Source organism: Winogradskyella sp. (genome assembly GCF_003712105.1).
Classification (GTDB): Bacteria; Bacteroidota; Bacteroidia; order Flavobacteriales; family Flavobacteriaceae; genus Winogradskyella.
Genome location: NZ_RHLG01000001.1, coordinates 897,595 through 919,870 on the forward strand (window position 1 = coordinate 897,595; position 22,276 = coordinate 919,870).

The window sequence follows — 22,276 nt, forward strand, 5'->3', positions numbered from 1 at the left end:
AAAAAATAAATACTTTTTTTAGAACCTTTTTTATCAAAAAAAAACGTGCTCAATCTGAGCACGTTTTGTGATTTTGTATCTAATAATTTTATTGAAGCAATGGCGAATAGTTTGTTGTAAAATCATTTGCCTTTGCGACATTTCCAGATTCAACAAAATTAGAACCATAAGTGGCATCTATTGCCTCTAAATACCTATTAGCCATAAGTGCATAACCTCTTGCTGTAAGATGTATACCATCTAAACTTACAAGACCACCAAAAACTAAGTCAGTATTTAAGTTGAAGTCATCAAATTGAATTCCTACTGATGACGCTTCTTCTAAAATTGCATTTAAATCAACTAAAGCCAATCCATTAGCACTTGCTAAAGCTGCCAAGGTTGCATTATGCCCTGCAGTTGCGGTTGCAATTTCTTCTTGCTCTTCAGGTGTTAATATCCAATTATCTGCTAAGGGTATAGCAACACCATTTACAGTTGCAGGATTACCTGGAACAGCTTCTGTACCAATAAAACTTGCTGCAGGAAGAACAACTAAATCGTCAGCAGTTGCTTGGCGCATGTTTATTAACGCAGGATTAAACGATGTTAAATCAGTTAGGTCTTCATCCATAATTACTACCGCATTATCATCTGCCTCCATGAAAAATATTTTTCTTCTATCCATTTCTGCTGTAGCTAATGCCAAAGACTCTGCTGCAGTAGCAGCTGGGAATAAGAACTGTAAAGTGCCAACATTAGCAGGAGCAGATAAAAATGCTAATACACCATCAAGACCAGCATTATAAGCACCATATGCACTAGCACTATTTAAGAACCCTGCAGTAGCCGCATCTATCGGCAGAGGATTATGAGGAACTGTAGTGAAAAAAGGTAAGTTACCTACATTAGGTGTATTACCTAATACGCCTTGAGCTCCTGTAGCTACTAGACCATTAATTATTGTGGTCATTGCAAAATCAAAAGTACCTTGATCTGTAATTGGATTAGAACCATCACCACCAGTAGTAGCATAACCTAATACATCATTTCCACCTATTACACCTAAGGAAAAGAACGTAGGACTTTGAGCAACAGCCAGCTCTAATATTGTTGCGTCTGGCGTGTTTCCTGTTATTCTAACAGCATAAGGATTAGCCAAACCTGCTTGCACATTTGCAATATTACCATATCCTGGCGCTATAATATGAAAGCTTTTAGCTCCTGGAACACCTAAATTATTAAATGGACCGGTTGGGTTATTAAGTGCTATATCTGTAGATACAGTTACAGGACCAATTACACTCTCTAAAGGCACAGGACCGGCACCACCAAAAACTAATCGTGGGTCTGCTATTCTATTTCCAGCTAATGCTAAGCCGCCAAAATTGTCATTCATTAAAGGTTGTGTAAAGGTTCCACCACCAGCGTTAGCAAATTGACTAGCAATTATATTAGGGAATGAGTTTTCTTGTGATGCTATAAATAAACCGCCATCTGCAAATCCAGCAGTAAATGATGGGCCTACAGCAACATAGTTAGAGAAATTAGCGGAACCAGAAGTTAACGCTGGTAATTCAGGGTCATTTTGATTAACTCTATCTCTAAGGTCATCTAGTGTTTCGTTTTCACAGGCCAAGAAACCTACAGACAAAACAGTTAATAATATATATTTAATTTTTTTCATCATAATTTGTTTTGCGTGTTTTTATAAATTGTTGATTGTCCAAGACACATAATATTGAGATCCGATAAATCCAGTACCAAAGGCTGTGAAATATTCGTCTTGTAATATATTAGTAGCGCCCGCTTTAAATGTAGATTTTAAACTTGGTACTCTATAGTTGATTTGTGCATCAAGTACATTAAATGCAGGTACTTCACCATCACCAAAGGATGCTTCCCAGAAGTAATTGTCACTCCATCTCCAAGCAACATTAAATCCGAAATTTTTAAATACTTCGGTCTTACCAAATGCTATTTTAACCTTATGTTCTGGAGTGTTAAAATTAGTTCTAAAATCTGGGTTAGCAGCTACATCAAAGTCTAATCTAGCCCATGTATAATTTGCACTTAAATCAAAACCATCAAAAACCTTAGTAGAAACCTGAATTGCTGCTCCATAAGAGTTTACATCTGCATCAGAATTAGTATAAGTTTGGTAGGCTTCGAAATCTCCATTAGCAATAGCTAGAACTGATAGTGAATTATCACCAACTGTACCATATAAAGGTGCTATTACCGTTTCGTTTGCTAAGAAGTCTTTGTAGCTGTTATAATAAGCTGATGCGTCAATAGTAAATCCTTCAACCTTACCACGATATCCAACTTCAACAGAACTAACTTGTTCCGGTTCTGCTAGGCTTGAGTTACCTGTTACAAGGTCAGCTGGGTTTTGGCTATTACCAAATGCTTCAACTGAATTTAACAGGAATGAATTTTCATATGCTGCAGCACCAGATTGCTGAATCTGTGCTGGGAATCCAAGCATTTGTCCTGCAGTACTTACATCATAGTCTCTCACAAATCTTGCACCATTGTCAGATGCACCACCAATTAATGTAGCACGCCCAATGTTAAGACCTATATATAAATCTTGTGTTGTTGGGTTTCTAAATCCTGTTTGAAAAGAAGCTCTAATGTTATGGTTTTTGTTAATTGTTAAACCAGCAGAAATTCTAGGCGAGAAGAAGCCGTCGAATAATTCAGACTTGTCATAACGAACAGAACCCGTAAGCTTTAACTCCATATTCTCATTAACTTCTAGAGATCGCTGTAACTGAGTGTAAATACCTAATTCAGAATAGTTAATTGGGCCATCAAAATCTGTGTAAATTGTTCCTGAAGAATTTAGACTATAAGAACGGAATGAACCACCAACTTGTATTTCAGCAAAGTCAACTAAATCTCCGAAGTTATAATTTGCATCAGCATGATAATACTTAGATGCATCCTGAAATTTAGATCCTGTACTTAGATCAGGGTCATTAACACTTCTATTAAATGCATTTAAAAAATCAGCACTTCCTGGAAGAAAACGACCAGTGTCTGCAGCTGCTCTTGCAGCAGTATGGGCTTGGGCATTTGTAGCTCCACCTAATGTTTGTCCAATATACGTAGCAACATATTCTCCAAACCAGGTTTGGTCGTCTTTCCAAGCTCTGTTGATATTGATTCCGGTAAATACCATGTCATATGAGTCACCGGCTTTATCTGCTACTACATAACCTCTTACGAAGAAGTTGTCGTTTCTAACTTCTAATTTATGTTGTTGTTGGAAGAAGTTTTTGATATTATATCTGTTGGCACCTTGGTAAATAGTATTACCGGTTCCTACTTTTCCAACATATTGGATTTCGAAATCATTGGCCCAAGGTCTAAAATATAAACCCCAATCGGCTTTTATACTTTCTGCATTATAGTTAGTAAGGTCTCTTTCGTTATAACCAGTTCTACTAACATCAACTGAAGGCACTAGAGCAGAGGATCCAGCAGGTGCTAGGCCTAAAGCTTCGAGTGCTTGCGCAACATCATTAATATCAGTTGCTACCTCATCACCATAGATATTAATTCCATCGTAATCAATATCGTCTCTTGTAAGACCTCTGTTAAATCTGTCTTCTTCACTAATTGCCGCCCAATCTGTACCTTTTAGGTATCCAAAATTAACTTTTGCCGCAAATTTATCACTAAACACGTGCGCCATTCTTAGACCCAAATCTGTATAGAAATTATCACCAATGGCTTCCTGAGATGTCATACCTCCTTTAAAATATCCACTAATACCTGAATGATCAAAAGGACTCTTACTTCTCATAAATAAGATACCGTTAAATGCATTTGCACCATATAATGCAGAAGCTGCACCTGGTAAAAGTTCGACACTTTGAACGTCAGTTTCTATCATACCTACTAAGTTACCAATCGGGAAGTTTAATGCTGGGGTAGAATTATCCATGCCATCAACCAATTGCATAAATCTTGTATTAGCGAATGATGCAAACCCTCTTGTGTTAACTGATTTAAATGTTAAACTATTAGTATTTACGTCAACACCTTTTAAATTCTCTAAGCCGTCATAGAAATCAGCAGAAGGCGTGTTTTTAATTTCTTTTAGTCCGAAACGCTCTACTGTTACAGGAGATTCAAAAATACGTTCAGGAGTTCTAGAAGCTGAGATAACAACTTCATCGAGTTCATTACCTTCTTTCATCTGAACATCAATAGTTTGATTGTTAGATGTGACCTCAATGGTTTGTGTTTCAAAACCGGTGTAAGAAATAACAATGTTAAATGGAGGTGTCTGGTCTGTAGTAATCGAATACATCCCATCAAAATCAGTACTTGCTCCAGTAGTTGTACCTTCTATAATTACATTTGCACCAGGTAAAGGTTGCCCTGTGTCGTCAGTAACTTTACCTTTAACTGTAGTTTGTGCAAGAGAACCAACAGTAAAAAGCATTAAGAATAGCTTAAGAATTGTTTTCATAAGTAAGATTTAGTTAATTTATTAGGTGCCCAATTTAACTAAATATATGAAAAATCGGTAAGAATTTCCTATAAAATTATGCGTGCATAGCAATTTTTGACAATATTAAACCCCAAAAAACAGTGAATCCATAAAAAAAACGACTTTTTTTATGGATTCATTAATCTTATTTGGTGGTTATAATATCTATTCTACAGTTACAGATTTGGCTAAATTTCTAGGTTGATCAACATTTTTACCTAGCATTACAGCAACATGATAAGACAATAGCTGTAATGGTATTGTTGTTAATAAAGGAGTAAGAGATTCTAAGGTTTCAGGAATCTCAATGGTATGATCTGCTAACTTTTTAACATCAACATCTCCTTCTGTAACAATTGCAATGATTTTACCTTTACGAGATTTTATCTCTTGTATATTACTCACTACTTTTTCGTAATGTCCTTTTTTGGTAGCAATAACAAATACTGGCATTTGTTCATCAATTAGGGCAATAGGACCATGTTTCATTTCTGCGGCAGGGTAGCCTTCAGCATGAATGTAGGAAATCTCTTTTAATTTCAAAGCACCTTCTAAAGCTACCGGAAAATTATAGCCTCTTCCCAAATAGAGACAATTAGAAGCATCTTTGTAAGTACCTGCTACATACTTAATATGTTCATCTGACTCTAAAGTTTTAGCTACTTTTTCAGGTATTAACTCCAATTGCTCTAAATGATAATGAAACTGTGATTTAGAAATAGTACCTTTTTCTTTTGCTAATTTTAATGCTATTAATGTTAGTACTGTAATTTGAGTAGTAAATGCCTTTGTTGAAGCTACTCCAATTTCTGGGCCAGCATGCGTGTAAGCACCTGCATCAGTTTCTCTAGCTATACTCGAACCTACTACATTACATACCCCGAATACAAAAGCACCGTGAGATTTTGCAAGTTTAATAGCTGCTAACGTATCAGCAGTCTCTCCTGATTGTGATATAGCAATAACAACATCGGTATTTGTTATTACAGGATTCCTGTATCTAAATTCTGAAGCGTATTCTACCTCAACAGGTATTCTTGCTATATCCTCAAAAATATATTCTGCTACTAGCCCTGCGTGCCAAGATGTTCCACATGCAACAATTATTATTCTATTGGCATTCAAGAATTTTTCTTTGTGGTTTTCAACACCTGCCATCCTTATAATACCTTCTTTCGCTAACAGACGGCCTCGATAGGTGTCACGAATGGCATTAGGCTGCTCATAAATTTCTTTAAGCATAAAATGCTCAAAACCACCTTTTTCAATTTGCTCTAAATTAAATTTTAATTCCTGCATTAAAGGTGCTACAAGAGAGTCATCTTTTATCTTGCGGATTTTTACCTTTTTTCCAAGTCTAACCACTGCCATTTCTTCGTCTTCAAGGTAAATAGCATTTTTAGTAAATTCAATAAATGGTGAGGCATCACTTGCAATAAAAAATTCTTCTTCACCAACTCCAATTGCTAATGGGCTGCCTAACTTGGCCACAACAATTTCATTGGGTTTATTTTTGTCGAAAACCGCAATGGCATAAGCACCAACTACTTCATTTAATGCAAGTTGAACAGCTTTTCCAAGTTTTACATCTTGTTGTTTTTTTACTTCTTCAATTAAGTTAACTAAAACCTCAGTGTCGGTATCTGACTTAAATGTATAACCACGCTTTTTCAGTTCGGTTTTGATAGCTTCATAATTCTCAATTATACCATTATGAATTATCACTAAATCTCCAGAATTCGAATAATGTGGGTGAGAGTTTACGTCATTTGGAACACCATGAGTTGCCCATCTGGTATGCCCAATACCAAGATTACCGTTAGTAGAAATTTCATTTTCTAAACGACCTTTTAAGTCAGCAACCTTACCTTTTGTTTTAGACAGTTTAATATTATTACCATCATATAATGCGATACCTGCACTATCGTAACCTCTATATTCTAATCTTTGTAAACCTTTGAGTATTATTGGATAGGCTTCTCTATGTCCAATATATCCTACAATTCCACACATAATCTTAATTGTTTGGGCAGTTGATGTCTGTTTCTAAACATGTGTAAAAAATTTCCAAAACAAGGCGACTATTGTCGTCTTGACTATTACTACCATGTAATATAGTTCCTCTAGGTGTTATAAGAGTACTTACTGGAACAAATTTTTCTTCAGTACCTGATGTTTGTTCTATATATTGTGGCACTGTTGCTTCAAGATTAACATTGCCTGAAACTGCAAGACCTAACTCAACATTTTCTGAACCATTGATTAGCATGTTGTTGATATGAGACGTTATTCTCATTTTGTATCTAATACCTCTATTCGTACTTTCATCACGTACCAGTATCCCAAGATGGTTTGGTATAGATATTAATGGAATCGTGTTATTTTGCGTGTCTTCAATATAATCTATTAAAGGGATTCTATTCGTTTTATTATAAAGGAATAATCGATCTGGTTCTTGACCTTGAACTAGATTATCGTCAACATAGAAGACTAAATTTGCTTCATTAACTAAACGCCTTGAAGATTCAAAATTTCCTTCTGCATCTAAATTCACAAAGTCTTTACGCCATGTCTCAAAAGTATTATCAAAACTATCGTCATCATCAGAATTCTCACCATCAAACAATTTTATGCTTGCTGTAGCACCTTCACTTCCTTTTAAAAATAACCTTTCATCTCCTAAAATCTCATCACCATCAGTTGTCGGAAAGTTAGAATTATAAAAATTTTCTAGTAAATTAAATCTATTTGGACCAAATGTAAGTGTATATGTAGATTGATCTCTTTGATCTTCAATTGTAGTTGAATCAAAAGAGTAATGTAAAGTTACATTAGCATCTGCTTGCGAAAAATTAAGTATCATCATAGACCCATCATTATTTATGGGCTCTGCTTTAAAATACAAGCCTCTAAAATAATCATTGAAATTATTAGAGTTGCTCAATGTAGATTCACCTTCTTGACTAAATATTTTAGTGTTCCAATAGTTGATTACATCTTGGTCTTCCATTATGTTTTTATCCCAAACTAATCTAATACGAGGAGCTAACCTTTGTGTTATTGTTGGCTCAGTTTCGTCGTTATCTGTAAGAAGAATTTCATCTTGTGAAATTTCTAAAACATCTATTTCATCAATTAATAGAAATTCTAAATCTGCATTTGAGATAATCTCATTGTCAGATGCGGATCCATTTGAGAAATAGGCTTGACTACTATTAAAATCATCTTCAGGGTTAAAATCTCTTAAAAAATAATTGTTTTCATAGATTGATAACTTTATTGAATTGTAACTATCATTCCGAGGTAATACAGAGTCAATCTCATATACAATATTATCATCAGTAACACCAACAGATCTGCTGAAAAAAGGAATAGATAATACAACGGAATCTAAAACTACGTTTTCTCCAAAACTTGGATTAACTAAACTCGTGTTTAATTGAGTTACGACACTTGAGGTGGTTTGGCCAAATGTAGGATCGTTAAATGTGCCTAACATATTAAGCCCAAGACCATTTGTTTGTACTGGATTTAACAAATCCGTGTAACTAATAACATCATATTTTTCCGAAACAGTGTTAAAACTAGTTGCTGTATTATCATTAATAATATCAGAATCAATTGAGGTAAAGTCTTTGTCACAAGCAACCATTATAAAGGTCAAAGTAACAATAGCAGTAAAGTATTTTAGTGCTTTAAAATTTAGATTCATAATTGTAATTAGCTTAAAACAGTATTTGTGTAAAACTCTGAATAAGGTTCGGTAAATTCTTCTAAAGAATGATATCCTAAAGTAGGTTTATCGGACTCATCTATATAACTGTCTAATTCTTTCGGTAATTCTTCAGAACCTTTAATTATGGCATCAGAATTATCAATAGCAATTTTCATTAGGTTTATATAATTAGGAGAAGATAATGGTTTTAAAGTGTCTTCTTCAAGACCATCAAATATTACTTTCTTTTTCATATCTTTATTTAACGTTCCTTCGAAGTTTTGATTGTATACAGATGTAACAATTTTACTTTCAGTAAATAAAGGTTCGGTTTTATAATACTCTTTTAAATAAAGCGGCAATAATGATGCCAACCAACCATTCACATGAATTATATCTGGAGCCCAATTTAATTTTTTAACAGTTTCAATCACACCTTTTGCAAAGAATATAGCACGCTCATCATTATCGGGAAACAGATTTCCATCTTCATCTGTCAATGTTGCTTTTCTTTTAAAATATTCTTCATTATCAATAAAGTAAACTTGGATTCGCTCTTTAGGTATTGAAGCAACTTTAATTATTAATGGCATATCCAGGTCATTGATAACAAGATTAATACCTGATAAACGTATTACCTCATGGAGTTGATGTCTACGCTCATTTATGTTTCCAAATCTTGGCATAAATATTCGTATCTGTCCACCTTGCTTGTTTACCATTCTTGGTGCTTCAAAAGACATTGAAGAAATCTCTGTTTCTGGCAAATAAGGCACTACTTCAGAGGACACATACAATATTCGTTTATCTTTCATAAATCGGTTGCTTTTAAAATTAAAAGTAAAAAACATGCAAAATTACAAAAATTTATGCCAATTGCCAGTAAAATCTTAAGTTTGCACGCGTTAAACTTATGTTACAGATTTGAAAATTTTTCATAATAAATTAGATCTACATAATTGTCTTTCTAAATATGGGCAATCATCAAAATCAATTGGCCTAGTACCTACAATGGGAGCGCTGCATCACGGGCATTTGTCTTTAGTGAATTTTGGATTGAATGACAATGATTTTGTTGTGGTTAGCATTTTTGTAAACCCAACACAGTTTAACAATGTAGAAGATCTTAAAAAATACCCAAGAACTTTAGAGCGCGATGTAAAATTGCTAAAAACAGTTGCCGAAGAAGAGATTATAGTGTATGCGCCTACAGTTGAAGATATTTATGCTGATAATGTGACGTCTAAAACGTTTACTTTTGGTGGATTAGAAAATGAAATGGAAGGCGCATTTAGACCTGGACATTTTGATGGTGTTGGTACAATAGTAAAACGATTACTTGAAATAGTTAAACCTCAAAAAGCATACTTTGGACAAAAAGATTTTCAGCAATTACAAATCGTAAAAAAGCTAGTTGAGATTCATAAAATTCCAACAGAAATAGTGGGGTGCCCAATTTTTAGAGCTGATGATGGTTTGGCCATGAGTTCTAGAAACGAAAGGCTGACGTCAAAACATAGAGCTGCAGCCCCTTTTATATTCAAAACATTAAAATCTGCCAAGCTAAAGTTTGGCACAGAAAGTGCTTTAAAGGTGACGGAATGGGTTACAAAACAATTCGAAAATAATAATCTTTTAGAATTAGAATATTTTTTAATTGCAGACGTAGAAACCTTAAAACCAGTAAAACGAAAATCAACAAAAAAGACATATAGAGCTTTTATTGCTGCATATGCAGGAGATATAAGACTCATAGATAATATCGCCTTAAATTAATTATCTTTGCCTCATGCAAATTCAAGTTGTAAAATCTAAAATTCATAGGGTTAAATGTACAGGTGCAGACCTTAACTATATTGGTAGTATAACTATTGATGAAGACCTCATGGAAGCTGCCAACATCATCCAAGGAGAAAAAGTTCAGATTGTAAATAATAATAATGGAGAACGTCTCGAAACATACTGTATTCCAGGACCGAGAAATAGTGGAGAAATCACACTTAATGGAGCTGCTGCTCGTAAGGTTGCGGTTGGAGATGTCTTAATACTTATTACATATGCCTTCATGGATATTGAGGAAGCAAAAACCTTTAAACCTTCATTGGTATTCCCTGATGAGGCCACTAATCTTTTAAAGTAATTCTTTGCGACCTAAACTTAAAAAAGTACTCACCATTGTAATACCTATACTGTTAAGTATTGCTTTGGTTTGGTATTCGTTAAGTAAAGTTCCATTAGACACTCTTATTTCTGAAGCAAAAGGCGCCGATTTCCGATGGATTGCCTTAAGTGTAGTTTGCTTGACTATAAGTCATGTTTCTAGAGCTTATCGATGGCTGTTTATGCTAGAGCCTTTAGGTTATAAGGTGAAGTTTAAAAATAGTCTTATGGCAGTTTTTGCCACCTATCTTATAAATTATGGTATTCCGCGATCTGGCGAAATAGCAAGAGCTTCAATCTTAACCAATTATGAAGGTGTCCCGTTCGAGAAAGGTTTTGGTACTATTATTGCCGAACGTGTGGCAGATATGATTGTAATGATTTTCATCATTTTTATTACGCTAATTCTTCAGTTTGAATTTATAGTTCAATTTTTTTCTGAACACTTTAGTATTAATACTCTAATAATTATAGGAATAATAGTGCTTGTTGGCCTTGTTTTGCTATTTGCCTTTAGAAAAAGTAAAACAGGCATAATAGGTAAAGTACGAAACTTTATAAACGGAATTATCGAAGGTGCTTTAAGTATCTTTAAAATGGAAAAGAAATGGGCATTTATAGGACATACTTTGTTTATTTGGAGCATGTACCTATTAATGTTTTATACCACAACTTTTGCCTTTGATAGTCTTAGTGGGATTCCAATTGCGGCAGTGCTGATAGGGTTTATTTCTGCAAGTTTTAGTATTGCAGCAACAAATGGCGGTACAGGCGCATATCCGGCAGCAGTTTACGCGGCGTTTTCAATTTTTGGTATTGCTAAAAACCCCAGTTTTGCCTTTGGTTGGGTGCTTTGGGGTTCGCAAACACTGATGACAATTATTCTTGGAGGAATGTCACTTATAATGCTTCCAATTTATAATAAAAATAAAGATTCTTAGAAATATTTTTTACCTTGCCTTAAGCCAACTTAAAATCCACCAAATGATAAAGCTTAAGCCTACCTTATTATTGTTTTTTGTAAGTTTTATTTGTTTTTCACAGGCAACATATAGAACGATATCCTCTCAGTTACTTGGTGAGGATAGAGAATTGAAGATTTTATTACCAAGAGCGTATTCTGAAGAGGATAATAAAACATATCCGGTAATTTATGTATTTGACGGGGATTATTTATTTGAAACTATTGCTGGTAATATAGATTTTTATGCATATTGGGAAGATATTCCTGAGGCCATTGTGGTTGGGATAAATCAGGTCGATACAAGAGATGATGACCTGTTGTATTCCGAACAGAATTTGGTCCCGGTAGAGAGCGGCGCGGATTTCTTCGAATTCGTTGGTAAAGAATTAATTCCGTTCATTGAAGATAATTATAAAACTGAATCTTTCAGAGTTGCAGTCGGACATGGTGAAACTGCAAATTTTATAAATTACTATTTAGCAATTAAAAAACCATTGTTCAATGCCTATGTTGCTATAAGTCCAGATTTGGCTTATAATATTGAGTCACATTTATTAAATCGATCACAAAATCTAGAGCAAAAAACGTTCTATTATTTAGCTGTATCTAATTCAGATGTTCGGCACATTATGAAAGCCGTAAAATCACTCGATTCCAAATTAAAGACTGTTCAGAATAGTAATTTTATATATACCTTCAAGGAGTTCGATGGACCTTCACATTATGCAATGCCAGCACACGCTTTTCCAAATGCTCTTGAGTCCATATTTTTTATGTTTCAACCTATAAGTTTGAAAGAGTATAAAGAGTCCATACTTAAACTTGAAGGATCTCCGGTCGCATATTTAGAGAACAAATATGCCGAAATTAAAAATTTGTTTGGTATTGAAAAACAGATCCTTATTAATGATTTTAAAGCTGTGGAAGCAGCCATTAAGAAAAAAGAAAAATGGGACTATTTTCAAGACTTGTCAAAATTGGCTCGGGACAATTATCCTGAAACTGTCTTGTCTAAGTATTATCTAGGTTTGTATTATGAACAAAAAGGCGAGCCAAAAAAAGCAATGAAAATATACCAGTCTGCTTATATTCTTGAAGAAATAGGTGGAGTTACAAAGGACCTTATGTTAGAAAAAGCTCAACAAATTAAAGCAGATTTTGGTTATTAGATTGTACAAAAAGGTATCTTTTATTAAATAATTATGGCAAAAGTAAAAACAACTTTTTTTTGTCAAAACTGCGGTACACAATACAGTAAATGGCAAGGGCAGTGTAATGCCTGCAAAACGTGGAATACAATCGTAGAAGAACTTATACAAAAGCCTGAAAAAAACGATTGGAAAACTTATGAAAACAGCCCCGCAAAAAAGCGTTCAAAACCCTTACGTATTAATGAAATAGACACCTCAACCGATATGAGATTGCATATGATTGATGCAGAGTTCAATCGCGTTTTAGGAGGCGGAATGGTGCCAGGGTCATTAACTTTACTTGGCGGTGAACCCGGAATTGGTAAGAGTACATTATTGCTTCAAATAGCATTACAATTACCTTATAAAACACTTTATGTTTCAGGAGAAGAAAGCCAAAAGCAAATAAAAATGCGAGCAGAACGAATTTTGCCAAACAATAATGATTGCTATATACTAACCGAAACTAAAACACAAAACATATTCAAGCAAATAGAGGAGTTACTACCAGATATTGTTGTAATTGATTCAATCCAAACATTACATAGTGATTACATCGAATCTTCAGCAGGAAGCATTTCACAAATTAAAGAGTGTACTACAGAACTTATAAAGTTTGCAAAAGAGACTGCAACGCCAGTTTTAATTATTGGTCATATTACTAAAGAAGGCACTATCGCTGGACCAAAAATTTTGGAACATATGGTGGATACTGTTCTACAATTTGAGGGTGATAGAAATCATGTTTTTAGAATTTTAAGAGCTAATAAAAATAGATTTGGATCTACAAATGAACTTGGTATTTACGAAATGCAAGGTTCAGGTTTAAGACAAGTAAGCAATCCATCCGAGTTGCTAATCTCCAAAAAAGATGAGGCATTATCAGGTAATGCCATTGCTGCAACTTTAGAAGGTGTTCGGCCTTTAATGATAGAAGTGCAAGCATTAGTTAGTACCGCAGTTTATGGCACACCACAACGTTCTGCTACAGGGTTTAACGCCAAGCGACTTAATATGCTATTGGCTGTTTTAGAAAAACGAGCAGGATTTAGATTGGGCGCAAAAGATGTGTTTCTTAACATTACTGGAGGTATAACTGTAGAGGAACCAGCAATTGATTTAGCGGTAGTTGCGGCAATTTTATCTTCTAATGAAGATGAACCAATACCACAAGATTATTGTTTTGCAGCAGAAGTTGGATTATCTGGTGAAATAAGACCTGTGCAACGTATTGAGCAGCGTATTTTAGAAGCTGAAAAATTAGGATTCTCTACCATTTTTGTTTCAGTGCAAAGTAAAATAAGTTTAAGTAATACTTCTATAAAAATCCATTTACTAACCAAAGTTGAAGATTTGGTGGGCGTTTTGGTCAGCTAAATGGTAATTTTTGTAAAAATTTTCTTTATTTTTAATCAACTATAACCGCTTAATAAATTAAATTATGAGTAAGACTAATATTTCTATAGAGGACGCAAAAAATTGGACTAAGAATTTTCAAGATAATATGCGTAAAGGAGACGCTAAAGCTTTTTTGATAAAATGTGAAACCTTAATTGACATTTTAAAAGAAATGAAAGTTTTACAAGGGTCAAAAAACACTTTCTCCTTGCATAATGTTGAGGACTCATGTATTCGCGCTTACTTAGCTGTAAATCCAAATCAACAAAATGCAAATGGACAAACACTAGTTATGGTTGGAACAAAAAAAGACAGTAACGGTGTTGAGAGAGATATGGTTGAAGGAGAAAAAAATCCACCTTATGAAAAATCAGAATTAACTGGTAGTGGTGCTTTTGACTTTTCCATGGGTTGCCCTGATGATTGTGATGAGAATAGTCCGCTAAATCACAGTTAATTTACTGGTAATTAGCAGTATGGACAATATACTAAGGTTAGTAGGTGTTTTTGGTTTTCTTCCATTGGCAGTTGTGTATTTATTTACATATTCAAAAAATGCCCATAATAGGCCATATGTGTTCTTTTGTTTGTATTTGTGCAGTATTACAGTTATCAATACAGTATCTGGTTTGATGGCCATGAACAGGATTAATAATCTTATATTTTCACATGTTTATTTTGTAATAGAGTTCATAACATTAATTTTCTTTTTTAGAGAACTTCTTAATAAGAAACAACGAAACAAAATTGATATTACTGTTATTGTTGTGTTTATTGCACTTTTATCACTTTTCGGATTTCATGGCTTAGATATGTATAACTTAAAACCTTTTGATCCATTAGAAATTTTACTTTGTTCATTGCCGATACTTGTTTTTTCGGCTATGCATTTATATAATTCCATAAGTGCTCCACTAAAATTTATCTATGTTACAATAGGCCTAGTTGTTTATAAAATTGTAAGTATACTATTATTTATGGTACTCAATTTTGCGAATACCAATGGAAATAACTACAGAGATTTCTTAGACCTATTATGGACTTTAAATCGATATTTTCTTGTAGTTTATTTTGGTTTAATCTTTTTTGAATGGTACAGGAACTACATGCGGATGAAAGTCGATTAATTGTTGTATTAATATTTTCAATAATTTTTTTGGTTTTAGTAAGTATAGGAATTATTCTATTCTTCTACTTTTCACGAAAAAAAATCATTAAAAAAGAGCTTGAAAAAGCCGATTTGAAAATTGCACACCAAGAGAAGATATTACAGACTTCAATTAGTATCCAGGAAACAGAACGTAAACGTATTGCGCAAGACTTACATGATGCTATAAGCTCAAAATTAAATATTATCAGTCTGTCAACAAATGTGCTTTTAAGTGATAAAGAGACAAATCAAAAGCAAAGAGCCACGTTAAATCAAATTCTGGATATTACCTCAACAACCTTAGATAGTTCACGGAAAATAGCACATGATCTTCTGCCGCCTATCTTGGATAAATTTGGACTTAAAGCCGCTTTAGAAGAATTATTTGAAGAGTTTAGTAGAAATACAGATCTTATAATAGCGCATGAACTTGAGGAATTAAAATTAACGAGAACCAGTGAATTACATGTTTTTCGTATTTTTCAAGAGTTAATAAATAACTCTATTCGTCACGGCAAGGCTTCCGAATTAAATATTAAATCAGAGAATAATTCAGGCGAATTTAAGATTATATACGAAGATAACGGTAAAGGGTTTAATGTTAATTTAGTAAAGGAAAAACCTGGAATTGGCTTGCAAAATATAAAAAGCAGAGTGAAAATTTTAAACGGTGAATTGATTATAGAAAGTACACTAAATGATGGAAGCCGTTTTATAATTATAGGAGTTAATGAGTCAAAAAATTAAAATTGCAATTGCAGATGATGAGTTGTTATTTCGTCAAGGATTAATGGCGATTCTCCAAAATGAAGAAGATATACATGTTGTCTTTGATGCAGAAAATGGAGAAGACTTATTAACTAAACTAAAAAGTCTAAGACAAAAACCAGATATTATAATTACGGATTTAAAAATGCCAGTGCTTAATGGTGTTGAAGCGACTAAAATTCTATCTGAAAGGTTTCCAGATATAAAAATAATTGCATTGACAAGTTATTATTCTAAGCCATTTATTTTAAATATGATTTCTATTGGGGCAGTGGCATATTTGGCAAAGAATAGTACGCCTTCGCTAATGACAAAGACCATCAGAGAAGTATATAATAAAGGCTTTTATTATAATGGAAAAGTATTTCAATACATACAAGAGAATAAGAAAAGCAGATCAAATAAAACTGTAAAATCCGCACTAGATGCAGATTTTATTAGCTCCCGAGAATTAGAAATTTTAGAGCTTATTTGCAAGCAATATACTGCTAAACAAATAGCAGATAGTATTGGCATAAGTGCAAGAACTGTAGAAGTTCATAGACGCTCTTTAATGTTAAAAACTGAGACCAGAAATATTGCTGGCTTGGTTATTTATGCTATAAAAAATAATATCGTAAATATTGAAAATGAAACGTCTTTTGATTAATACCATGATATTAAAAAAATTAATACTAATACTTGTGGTATTTTCTACTATGCTTAATTACGCTCAAAATCAAGAAGCTACTTTGCATTTTAAAGAAGGTGAGTCCATCAAAGGGTATGCTTCTATTCTTGGCGGTAATAGAATTGAGTTTAGGTTAAGCTTAGAAGACGAACCTGATATATGGACAGGAGATATTGTAACTGGTGTGACGTTTCATGGTTTTGAGTTTGAACGAAATTTTGAATATGTCTTTACAAAGAATTTTAGAAGGTATCCATCGTTATTAGAGGTTTTAGAGTTTGGAGAAGTAAAGTTATTTGTGGTTAGGTCTGTGATAGGAGGTTCAAATTTTGTTGATAATGGAATTGGAGGAAAGTTTCCAAGCAATTACCAATATTCTAAAAATAAATATTATGTAAAGAGAGATTCAGAAGACTATGCTATTAGGCTTAAGGGTAATTTTAAGAAGACCATTAGAACATATTTTGGCGAATGTCCTGGAATTAATAAACGGATTAAGAGCCATGAGTTCAGATGGGCTACGTTACCGGATTTGGTTCGATATTACAATGATTACTGTACAGATTTGGATTAATTATATTCTAATTTCAGAAATCTAGAGATCTACATACCTTTGGAAGGACAATTTTAATCAAAAATTGTTATTTTCGCATCCTTATAAGAATTGCGAAAAATGAGCCAAAAGTTCACTGAATATAAAGGACTTAACTTGCCAAATGTTGCTGAAGAAATAAGCAATTACTGGGAAGACAATAACATCTTCGAAAAAAGTGTAAGCACTCGCGAAGGCCATGAACCATATGTGTTTTTCGAAGGTCCACCTTCGGCTAATGGTTTGCCAGGTGTACACCACGTTTTAGCACGCGCTATTAAAGATATTTTTCCTCGCTATAAAACCATGAAAGGCTTTCAAGTAAAGCGCAAAGCAGGTTGGGATACGCACGGGTTGCCTGTTGAACTTGGTGTAGAGAAAGAATTAGGTATTACCAAAGAGGATATTGGCACTAAGATTACCATAGAAGCGTATAACGAAGCTTGTAAAAAAGCGGTAATGCGTTATACTGACATTTGGAATGACCTAACGCAAAAAATGGGCTATTGGGTAGATATGGATGACCCATATATTACGTATAAGTCTAAATACATGGAATCTGTTTGGTGGTTACTTAAGCAGATTTACGATAAAAACTTGTTATACAAAGGCTATACAATTCAGCCATATTCGCCAAAAGCAGGAACTGGTTTAAGTTCGCATGAGCTAAATCAACCAGGTACGTACCAAGATGTAACCGACACTACTGTTGTAGCACAATTTAAAGCCATAGAAGACACCTTGCCTGATTTTCTTCAAAACGAAGGTGATATTTATTTCTTAGCTTGGACAACAACACCTTGGACATTACCAAGTAATACTGCATTGACTGTTGGACCAAAAATAGAATACGTACTTGTAGAAACATACAATCAGTATACATTCGAACCTATGAATGTGGTTCTGGCAAAGAATTTAGTTGCAAAACAATTCTCTGGAAAGTACGAGCAAGTTGAGGAGAAGCAAGATTTGTTAACCTACAATTCTGGAGATAAAAAAATTCCATTTTATGTAGTTAAAGCATTCGTTGGTAAAGACTTGGTTGGTATAAGATACAAACAACTTCTCGACTACGCCTTACCAAATGACAACCCTGAAAATGCGTTTAGAGTTATCTCTGGAGATTTTGTAACTACCGAAGACGGAACAGGTATCGTGCATACTGCACCAACTTTTGGTGCTGATGATGCCTTGGTTGCGAAGCAAGCTACACCAGAAGTTCCTCCAATGTTGGTCAAAGATGAGAATGACAACTTGGTGCCATTAGTAGATCTGCAAGGACGCTTTAGACCAGAACTGGGAGAGTTTGCAGGTAAGTATGTAAAGAACGAATACTACAATGATGGCGAAGCACCAGAAAAATCAGTTGATGTAGAATTAGCCATAAAATTAAAGACAGAAAATAAAGCCTTTAAGGTTGAAAAATATAAGCACAGCTATCCTAATTGCTGGCGTACAGATAAGCCAATTCTCTATTACCCATTAGATTCTTGGTTTATTAAAGTCACAGATGTAAAAGATAGAATGCACCAATTAAATACTACAATTAATTGGAAACCAAAATCTACTGGCGAAGGTCGTTTTGGTAATTGGCTAGCCAATGCAAATGATTGGAATTTATCACGTTCACGTTTTTGGGGTATTCCACTACCAATTTGGAGAACGGAAGATGGAAAAGAGCAGAAATGTATTGGATCTGTAGAAGAACTTAAAGCTGAAATGCAAAAAGCTGTGGCGGCTGATGTTCTTGAAGCCGATATTTTTCAAAGTTTCGAAGTGGGCAACATGTCTGAAGAGAACTATGAAAAGATTGATCTTCATAAAAATGTGGTCGATAAAATTGTATTAGTTTCAGATTCTGGTCAGCCAATGCGTCGCGAAAGTGATTTAATTGATGTATGGTTCGATTCAGGTTCTATGCCTTACGCACAATGGCATTATCCTTTTGAAAACAAAGCACTCATAGATAATAATAAATCTTTCCCTGCAGATTTTATAGCAGAAGGCGTTGACCAAACACGTGGTTGGTTTTATACGCTGCATGCAATAGGTACAATGGTGTTTGATTCGGTTGCTTATAAAAATGTAGTTTCAAACGGATTGGTTTTAGATAAAAACGGACAAAAAATGTCTAAGCGTTTGGGTAACGCGGTTGATCCATTCGAAACACTTGCAAATCATGGCGCTGATGCTACACGTTGGTACATGATAAGTAATGCAAATCCTTGGGATAACCTTAAGTTTGATATTGATGGTGTAGAAGAAGTAAAGCGTAAGTTCTTCGGAACACTTTATAATACGTATTCGTTCTTTTCATTGTATACAAACTTAGATGGATTTAATTATTCTGAAGCAGATATTGCATTGCAAGAGCGTCCAGAAATAGACCGATGGATTCTTTCAGAATTAAATACCTTGATAAAAAAGGTTGATGCATTTTATTCTGATTACGAACCTACAAAAGCAGCTAGAGCTATTTCAAACTTCACCCAAGAGTTTTTAAGTAACTGGTATGTACGTTTAAGCAGAAGGCGTTTCTGGAAAGGTGATTACCAAACCGATAAAATTTCGGCTTACCAAACGCTATACACGTGCATGGTTACAATAGCTAAACTTGGAGCACCAATTGCACCATTCTTTATGGATAGATTGTATTTGGACTTAAATGCCGTAACCCATAAAGAATCCTATCAAAGTGTGCATTTAGCAGAGTTTCCGATAGCTGATGAAACAGCAATAGATAAGGCACTTGAGCGCAAAATGGAGAATGCTCAAACCATATCGTCATTAGTATTGTCGTTAAGAGCTAAGGAAAAAATAAAAGTACGTCAGCCACTTCAAAAAATTATGATTCCTGTAACGAGTAAGCAACAGATTGAAGAGATTGAAGCTGTTTCGGACCTTATTAGGCATGAAGTTAATATAAAAGAAATTGAGTTGTTAGAAGATGCTTCAGAAATTTTGGTAAAACAAATTAAGCCAAACTTTAAAGCACTTGGTCCACGATTTGGCAGAGATATGAAGCAGATTGCAGCAGCAGTTTCTAGTTTTACAACAGATGATATTAATAAAATAGAGCAAAACGGTAATTTTGACCTTGATATTAATGGAAAAAATATTACATTAGGGCTTGAAGACGTTGAGATTACTTCACAAGATATCGAAGGATGGCTTGTGGCTAATGAAGGTTCATTGACAGTTGCACTAGATGTAACAATTACTGACGGTTTACGTGAAGAAGGAATTGCAAGAGAATTAGTAAACCGAATTCAGAATTTACGAAAAGATTCAGGTTTTGAGGTTACAGATAGAATCAATGTAAAACTGCAAAGTGATGCAAATATTATTGCTGCAGTAAATGCAAATGAAGCTTATATTAAAGAAGAAACCCTAACGGATAACTTAAAAATAGTAGATAATTTAAACACTGGTATCGAGATTACCTTTGATGATGTAAATACCAAGTTGTTTATTCAAAAAAAATAAATATGGCAACAGAAGCTAAAAATAGATACTCGGATAAAGAATTAGAAGAATTTAGAGTTTTAATTCAAGAAAAGATAGACAAAGCAGAGCACGATTTAGAATTAATTAAAAGTGCATACATGAACGACCATAATAATGGAACCGATGATACTTCTCCAACTTTTAAAGCATTTGATGAAGGTAGTGCTACCATGAGTAAAGAATCTAATTCTCAGTTAGCAATCAGGCAAGAAAAATTTATTCGAGACCTTAAAAATGCATTAATCCGTATAGAGAATAAAACCTATGGCGTGTGTAGGGTAACAGGAAAATTAATAAATCCTGAACGTCTTAAGTTAGTACCTCATGCTACATTGAGCATCGAAGCGAAGAATATGCAAAAATAAAATCCTGCTTATTTTGGATAGTAAACTTATTACAAAGTCTTGGAAGCCTAATTTCAAGACTTTTTTAGTCTCTTTTGTGTTTTTAGTATGTAGTTTTGGTTTTAGTCAAAACACGTCTCAAAATATATTTCAAGCCAATGGCATTTCTGATATTAGAGTTGATGGCGATCAAATTTTCAATATTTCGGTTAATACATTAGATACGGATAAGATTACAGTGTCATCAATTACAGATGGCGAATATCAAAATGATGTTAGTGTCATTTCAGAAATCAAAGGCAATCAGTTATTTTTAAAACTTGAGCATACAACTTTATATAAAACACCAGATGATAAGCGCAATGCACATAAAGTTGTAGCAGCGACCTTAAAAATAGAATTACCAGAAAATTTAAAGTTATCCGTTAAAAGTGATGTTGGATCGGTAAATGTTAAGGGTGATTTTCTTGAATTAAAACTTAATTTAGAGCAAGGAGGTTGTAATATTGAAGGTTATGCAAGACTAGCTACAATTCAAACTATAGACGGAAATATTTTTGCCAAAACAAATAATGCTATAATAGAAACCGATTCCCGACATGGATTGGTAGATTTTCCAAATGATATAATGGGTTTTAATGTTTGGCGGCTTAAAACCAATAAAGGAAATATTAAGGTAGAAAAGTTAGAACAGTAAACAGTTAAATGACACTAAAAAAGTCCTTAGCAATAATTCTTATAATTTTATTGATTGATCAAATCAGTAAAATATATGTAAAACTTCACTTTCAACTTGGTGAAGATATTACAGCATTCTCTTGGTTTCATCTAGTTTTTGTTGAAAATGATGGAATGGCTTGGGGCACAAAATTGAGCGATTTCTTTTCGTTTATAACAGATAGCACTGCAAAGCTAATACTAACGCTTTTCAGAATTGTTGCAGTAATAGGTATTGGTTTCTGGTTAAGAAGTACCATTAAAAAGCAAAAATCGAAAACATTAGTTTTTGCTATTTCACTCATTTTTGCTGGAGCTTTAGGGAACATTATAGATTCAGTATTTTACGGAATACTATTTAATGATAGCTACGGGCAAGTAGCTACTTTTTTACCAGAAAGTGGTGGTTATGCTGGTGTATTTTATGGCAAGGTTGTAGATATGCTTCATTTTCCACTGTATGATGGATTTTTACCAGACTGGCTACCAGTAATTGGAGGTAAACAGTTTTCTTTTTTTGATCCTGTTTTTAATATAGCTGATGTTGCAATTAGTACGGGAATTGGTATATTGATTGTGTTTAATAAAAAAGCTTTTAGCTAAATACGTATT

19 protein-coding genes are annotated in these 22,276 nt (G+C 33.9%); 14 read left to right on the top strand and 5 right to left on the bottom strand.

Annotation, left to right across the window (positions count from 1 at the left end):
• Nucleotides 1–88 precede the first annotated feature (88 nt).
• The 5 genes from ED556_RS04165 to ED556_RS04185 all read right to left on the bottom strand — a co-directional run bounded on the left by ED556_RS04165 (nt 89) and on the right by ED556_RS04185 (nt 9,019).
• Complete coding sequence (locus tag ED556_RS04165; protein WP_296319638.1) at nt 89–1,666, bottom strand: G-D-S-L family lipolytic protein; 1,578 nt, start codon at nt 1,664–1,666, stop codon at nt 89–91.
• A gap of 21 nt (nt 1,667–1,687) precedes the next feature.
• Nucleotides 1,688–4,468, bottom strand: a complete 2,781-nt coding sequence (locus ED556_RS04170; RefSeq protein ID WP_296319639.1) for a TonB-dependent receptor — start codon at nt 4,466–4,468, stop codon at nt 1,688–1,690.
• A 186-nt stretch (nt 4,469–4,654) separates the two neighbouring features.
• Nucleotides 4,655–6,502 carry a glutamine--fructose-6-phosphate transaminase (isomerizing) gene (gene glmS, locus ED556_RS04175; RefSeq protein WP_296319641.1) on the bottom strand — a complete coding sequence of 616 codons (1,848 nt, stop codon included), beginning with the start codon at nt 6,500–6,502 and terminating at the stop codon, nt 4,655–4,657.
• Nucleotides 6,503–6,506: 4 nt separating this feature from the next.
• Nucleotides 6,507–8,201 (bottom strand): DUF4270 domain-containing protein, encoded by a 1,695-nt coding sequence (locus ED556_RS04180; RefSeq protein WP_296319643.1) that lies wholly within the window; start codon nt 8,199–8,201, stop codon nt 6,507–6,509.
• 8 nt (nt 8,202–8,209) lie between these two features.
• Nucleotides 8,210–9,019 (bottom strand): glycogen/starch synthase, encoded by an 810-nt coding sequence (locus ED556_RS04185; protein WP_296319646.1) that lies wholly within the window; start codon nt 9,017–9,019, stop codon nt 8,210–8,212.
• Between the two features lie 115 nt (nt 9,020–9,134).
• On the opposite strand from ED556_RS04185, the gene panC reads away from it, so the two are divergent.
• The 14 genes from panC to ED556_RS04255 all read left to right on the top strand — a co-directional run bounded on the left by panC (nt 9,135) and on the right by ED556_RS04255 (nt 22,267).
• Nucleotides 9,135–9,980 (top strand): pantoate--beta-alanine ligase, encoded by an 846-nt coding sequence (gene panC, locus ED556_RS04190; protein ID WP_296319817.1) that lies wholly within the window; start codon nt 9,135–9,137, stop codon nt 9,978–9,980.
• 13 nt (nt 9,981–9,993) lie between these two features.
• Nucleotides 9,994–10,344, top strand: a complete 351-nt coding sequence (gene panD / locus ED556_RS04195) for an aspartate 1-decarboxylase (protein WP_296319648.1) — start codon at nt 9,994–9,996, stop codon at nt 10,342–10,344.
• Nucleotides 10,345–10,348: 4 nt separating this feature from the next.
• Nucleotides 10,349–11,305: a lysylphosphatidylglycerol synthase transmembrane domain-containing protein gene (locus ED556_RS04200; RefSeq protein WP_296319650.1), complete on the top strand. Its 957-nt coding sequence runs from the start codon at nt 10,349–10,351 to the stop codon at nt 11,303–11,305.
• Nucleotides 11,306–11,348: 43 nt separating this feature from the next.
• Nucleotides 11,349–12,497, top strand: coding sequence for an alpha/beta hydrolase-fold protein (locus ED556_RS04205; protein WP_296319653.1), 1,149 nt, complete (start codon nt 11,349–11,351; stop codon nt 12,495–12,497).
• 33 nt (nt 12,498–12,530) lie between these two features.
• Complete coding sequence (gene radA / locus ED556_RS04210) at nt 12,531–13,895, top strand: DNA repair protein RadA (RefSeq protein ID WP_296319654.1); 1,365 nt, start codon at nt 12,531–12,533, stop codon at nt 13,893–13,895.
• A gap of 64 nt (nt 13,896–13,959) precedes the next feature.
• Entirely contained in the window at nt 13,960–14,373 is a 414-nt protein-coding gene (locus tag ED556_RS04215; protein WP_296319656.1) for a hypothetical protein, read from the top strand.
• Between the two features lie 19 nt (nt 14,374–14,392).
• The gene (locus tag ED556_RS04220; RefSeq protein ID WP_296319658.1) at nt 14,393–15,043 is read left to right on the top strand and encodes a hypothetical protein; all 651 of its coding nucleotides are present in this window, start codon (nt 14,393–14,395) and stop codon (nt 15,041–15,043) included.
• Nucleotides 15,007–15,813 (top strand): histidine kinase, encoded by an 807-nt coding sequence (locus ED556_RS04225; protein WP_296319659.1) that lies wholly within the window; start codon nt 15,007–15,009, stop codon nt 15,811–15,813. Before ED556_RS04220 ends, ED556_RS04225 begins: the two co-directional genes overlap by 37 nt.
• Nucleotides 15,797–16,483: a response regulator transcription factor gene (locus ED556_RS04230; RefSeq protein WP_296319660.1), complete on the top strand. Its 687-nt coding sequence runs from the start codon at nt 15,797–15,799 to the stop codon at nt 16,481–16,483. The genes ED556_RS04225 and ED556_RS04230 overlap by 17 nt, the downstream gene beginning before the upstream one ends.
• A complete protein-coding gene (locus ED556_RS04235) occupies nt 16,464–17,078 on the top strand; it encodes a hypothetical protein (RefSeq protein WP_296319662.1) in 615 nt (204 codons plus the stop codon). The genes ED556_RS04230 and ED556_RS04235 overlap by 20 nt, the downstream gene beginning before the upstream one ends.
• Nucleotides 17,079–17,177: 99 nt before the next feature.
• Nucleotides 17,178–20,582, top strand: coding sequence for an isoleucine--tRNA ligase (ileS, locus tag ED556_RS04240; RefSeq protein WP_296319665.1), 3,405 nt, complete (start codon nt 17,178–17,180; stop codon nt 20,580–20,582).
• A 2-nt stretch (nt 20,583–20,584) separates the two neighbouring features.
• Nucleotides 20,585–20,968 carry a TraR/DksA C4-type zinc finger protein gene (locus ED556_RS04245; protein ID WP_296319667.1) on the top strand — a complete coding sequence of 128 codons (384 nt, stop codon included), beginning with the start codon at nt 20,585–20,587 and terminating at the stop codon, nt 20,966–20,968.
• Nucleotides 20,969–20,981: 13 nt separating this feature from the next.
• Complete coding sequence (locus tag ED556_RS04250) at nt 20,982–21,644, top strand: hypothetical protein (RefSeq protein WP_296319669.1); 663 nt, start codon at nt 20,982–20,984, stop codon at nt 21,642–21,644.
• 8 nt (nt 21,645–21,652) lie between these two features.
• Nucleotides 21,653–22,267 carry a lipoprotein signal peptidase gene (locus ED556_RS04255; RefSeq protein ID WP_296319671.1) on the top strand — a complete coding sequence of 205 codons (615 nt, stop codon included), beginning with the start codon at nt 21,653–21,655 and terminating at the stop codon, nt 22,265–22,267.
• Nucleotides 22,268–22,276: the final 9 nt, after the last annotated feature.

Excerpts from the sequence above, each read along its gene's own strand:
- ileS (WP_296319665.1), top strand. The coding sequence starts at position 17,178 with ATGAGCCAAAAGTTCACTGAATATAAAGGACTTAACTTGCCAAATGTT.
- ED556_RS04165 (WP_296319638.1), bottom strand. The coding sequence starts at position 1,666 with ATGAAAAAAATTAAATATATATTATTAACTGTTTTGTCTGTAGGTTTC.
- ED556_RS04215 (WP_296319656.1), top strand. The coding sequence starts at position 13,960 with ATGAGTAAGACTAATATTTCTATAGAGGACGCAAAAAATTGGACTAAG.
- ED556_RS04185 (WP_296319646.1), bottom strand. The coding sequence starts at position 9,019 with ATGAAAGATAAACGAATATTGTATGTGTCCTCTGAAGTAGTGCCTTAT.
- ED556_RS04170 (WP_296319639.1), bottom strand. The coding sequence starts at position 4,468 with ATGAAAACAATTCTTAAGCTATTCTTAATGCTTTTTACTGTTGGTTCT.
- panD (WP_296319648.1), top strand. The coding sequence starts at position 9,994 with ATGCAAATTCAAGTTGTAAAATCTAAAATTCATAGGGTTAAATGTACA.
- radA (WP_296319654.1), top strand. The coding sequence starts at position 12,531 with ATGGCAAAAGTAAAAACAACTTTTTTTTGTCAAAACTGCGGTACACAA.
- ED556_RS04255 (WP_296319671.1), top strand. The coding sequence starts at position 21,653 with ATGACACTAAAAAAGTCCTTAGCAATAATTCTTATAATTTTATTGATT.
- ED556_RS04225 (WP_296319659.1), top strand. The coding sequence starts at position 15,007 with ATGGTACAGGAACTACATGCGGATGAAAGTCGATTAATTGTTGTATTA.
- ED556_RS04220 (WP_296319658.1), top strand. The coding sequence starts at position 14,393 with ATGGACAATATACTAAGGTTAGTAGGTGTTTTTGGTTTTCTTCCATTG.
- ED556_RS04230 (WP_296319660.1), top strand. The coding sequence starts at position 15,797 with ATGAGTCAAAAAATTAAAATTGCAATTGCAGATGATGAGTTGTTATTT.
- ED556_RS04180 (WP_296319643.1), bottom strand. The coding sequence starts at position 8,201 with ATGAATCTAAATTTTAAAGCACTAAAATACTTTACTGCTATTGTTACT.
- ED556_RS04235 (WP_296319662.1), top strand. The coding sequence starts at position 16,464 with ATGAAACGTCTTTTGATTAATACCATGATATTAAAAAAATTAATACTA.
- ED556_RS04245 (WP_296319667.1), top strand. The coding sequence starts at position 20,585 with ATGGCAACAGAAGCTAAAAATAGATACTCGGATAAAGAATTAGAAGAA.
- glmS (WP_296319641.1), bottom strand. The coding sequence starts at position 6,502 with ATGTGTGGAATTGTAGGATATATTGGACATAGAGAAGCCTATCCAATA.
- ED556_RS04205 (WP_296319653.1), top strand. The coding sequence starts at position 11,349 with ATGATAAAGCTTAAGCCTACCTTATTATTGTTTTTTGTAAGTTTTATT.